The 2,576-nt window shown below is 62.2% G+C and carries 2 protein-coding genes; both read right to left on the bottom strand.

Going from position 1 to position 2,576, the window contains the following annotated elements; translation table 11 throughout:
- Positions 1-104: 104 nt before the first annotated feature.
- On the bottom strand, positions 105-860 hold the full coding sequence (gene istB / locus INT12_RS30320) for an IS21-like element ISPsy14 family helper ATPase IstB (protein ID WP_193041205.1): 756 nt from the start codon (positions 858-860) through the stop codon (positions 105-107).
- A 20-nt stretch (positions 861-880) separates the two neighbouring features.
- Positions 881-2,395 carry an IS21 family transposase gene (gene istA, locus INT12_RS30325; RefSeq protein ID WP_193041204.1) on the bottom strand — a complete coding sequence of 505 codons (1,515 nt, stop codon included), beginning with the start codon at positions 2,393-2,395 and terminating at the stop codon, positions 881-883.
- Between the last annotated feature and the right edge of the window lie 181 nt (positions 2,396-2,576).

The following is a 2,576-nucleotide window of genomic DNA, read 5'->3' on the forward strand; positions in this document are numbered from 1 at the left end:
TGCGCATTCCACGCCATCCGGCCACCCAGCCCACCAACATCCGGCCACCTATTCCACGCTCATCCGGCCGGGCAGTCGGAGCGCAGCGACGCAGGTTTGCATTGTTAGTCTGAAGTCTCTGTCGCCGTCAATTTCGTTGCGCGCCTGCGCATCGATTCGCCCTTCAGTTCGATTCGATAAGCGTTATGTACCAGCCGGTCGAGGATCGCATCGCCCAGGGTCGGATCGCCGATCAGTGCATGCCATTTGTCCACCGGCATCTGGCTGGTCACCAGCGTCGAGCGGTTGCCGTAGCGGTCGTCCAGTAGTTCGAGCATGTCGCGCCGTTGCGCTGCGGTAAACGGCGCCAAGCCCCAGTCGTCCAGGATCAGCAAGTCGGTCTTGGCATAACCCACCATCAGTTTCGCGAAGCGCCCATCGCCGTGGGCCAGGCCCAGTTCTTCCATCAAGCGCGGCAGCCGCAGATAGCGCACGCTGTAACCGTCGCGGCAGGCCTTGTGCGCCAGCGCGCAGGCGAGCCAGGTTTTGCCTACGCCAGTCGGGCCGCCAATGATCAGGTTCAGGCCATCGCGCAGCCACTGACCGCTGCCCAGTTGCAGGATCAAGGCCTTGTCCAGGCCGCGCGGGCTGCGGTAGTCGATGTCTTCCAGGCACGCGTTGTGGCGTAGTCGGGCGGCTTTGAGACGCGTAGTCAGGCGGGCGTCTTCGCGCTCGGTCAGCTCGCGGTCGACCATCAGGCCGAGGCGTTCGTCGAAGCTGAGATCGTTGATGTCAGGCGTTGCGTGTTGTTCGCCAAGCGCCTTGATCATGCCGTGCAGGCGCAGGGTTTGTAGCTTGTCGAGGGTCGGGTTGGGCAGCATGTTCGTGCTCCTTTTTCAGGTCAGTGGTAGTAGCCGGGGCCGCGCAGATTGATATGTTCATCGGGCAGTAACGGCAGGTTTTGCTGGGCAAGAGGTAGCCGTTCCAGGCCTTGGCGCAGGATCGATTCGAGGCTCTTGTAACTGCATGCGCCTAGGGCCAGCGCACGTTGGCAAGCGGCTTCCAGCCGCTCTTCGCCGTGCTGTTTGCTCAAGCGCAGGATGCCCAGGCAGGCGCGGAAGCCATGCTGCGGATGGATTCGGCGTTCGAGGATGTAGGCGATGACACCGGCCGTATTCGGGCCCGTCTGCTCAGCCCAGCGGATCAGCCGCTGGGGCGTCCACTCGGCGTGTTCGCGGTGACTTTTGGGCATGTGCTCGGTGTGGGTAGTGTGGCGGCCTTTGTGCGGCGAGCGCAGATGGCTGGCCACGCGCTGGTTGGCGTGGAAGCACTCGACGGTCTGCGCGGTCAGGCGTACTTCGAGTTGGTGTTTCACCAGTTGGTACGGCACGGAGTAAAAATGGCCGTCGACTTCGACGTGGTAGTCGATGTGGACTCGCACCTTTTTCCATTCGGCGTAGACATACGGATGTTCTGGTAGCGGTTGCAGCGCGGGTTGGTCGATGGTCTCGAAGGCCGAGCGGCGTGAGCCGGGCAGTTTCTTGAAGGGCTTCTGATTGAGGCGATCCAGCAGCAACGCGATGGCTGTGTTGAGTTCGCCCAAGGAGAAGAACTGGCGGTTGCGCAGCACCGCCAGTATCCACCGCTCGATGACCTGTACGCCGACTTCAACCTTGGCTTTGTCCTTGGGTTTACGCGAGCGCGCGGGCAGCACGGCTACGCCGTAATGCTCGGCGAGATCGCGGTAACTGGGGTTGATATCCGGCTCGTAGCGATGCGCCTTGGTCACGCCACTGCGCAGATTGTCGGGCACCAGGATCTGTGCGGTGCCGCCGAAAAAAGCAAAACAGCGGGCGTGCGAGCCCAGCCAGTCGGGCAGTTTCTGCGACCAGGTCGCCTCGGCGAAGGTGTAGCTGGAGGCGCCGAGGACGGCGACGAATATCTGGGCCTGGCGGATCTCTCCGGTTCGCCGGTCGATGATCGGCACGGTCTGACCCGCGTAATCGACGAACAGCTTTTCGCCGGCGCGATGTTCCTGGCGCATGACCACGTCGACCTTGGCGGCCCAGAGCCGGTAGTGCTCGCAGAACCAGCTGTACTGGAAGCCTTGCGGGTGCGCCAGTCGATATTCTTGCCAAAGCAGGGCCAGGGTTACGCCGGGGCGGCGCAACTCTGCGTGGACATGAGTCCAGTCCGGCATCGGACGTTGATCGCTGGGGACGTCGGGTGGTGGCGGAAAAAGACGCTGCTGCAACTGCGCCTCGCTCGCCGCACACGGCCAAGTCAGCCCGCTGGCAGCAAAGCGATTGAGGTACTCACCGATAGTTGCGCGACCCACCTGCAAGCTGACAGCGATCTGGCGAGCAGATAGGCCGACCTCAAACTTGAGACGTAGCACTTCCTTAATTTTACGCATGGATAACCGCTCCACGACGACCTCTCTGCTTCGATAAAAGAGGTCGATGGTAGTGAATTAATCCTGCGTTGCTGCCTGCCTTGTGGGTGGCCGGATGGCCGTGGAACGGGTGGCCGGATCATCGTGGAATCAGTGGCCGGATGTTCATGGAATGGGTGGCCGGATGCCCGTGGAATCCGCA

It is taken from the genome of Pseudomonas sp. K8 (assembly GCF_014889455.1).
In the GTDB taxonomy this organism is placed as follows: Bacteria; Pseudomonadota; Gammaproteobacteria; order Pseudomonadales; family Pseudomonadaceae; genus Aquipseudomonas; species Aquipseudomonas veronii.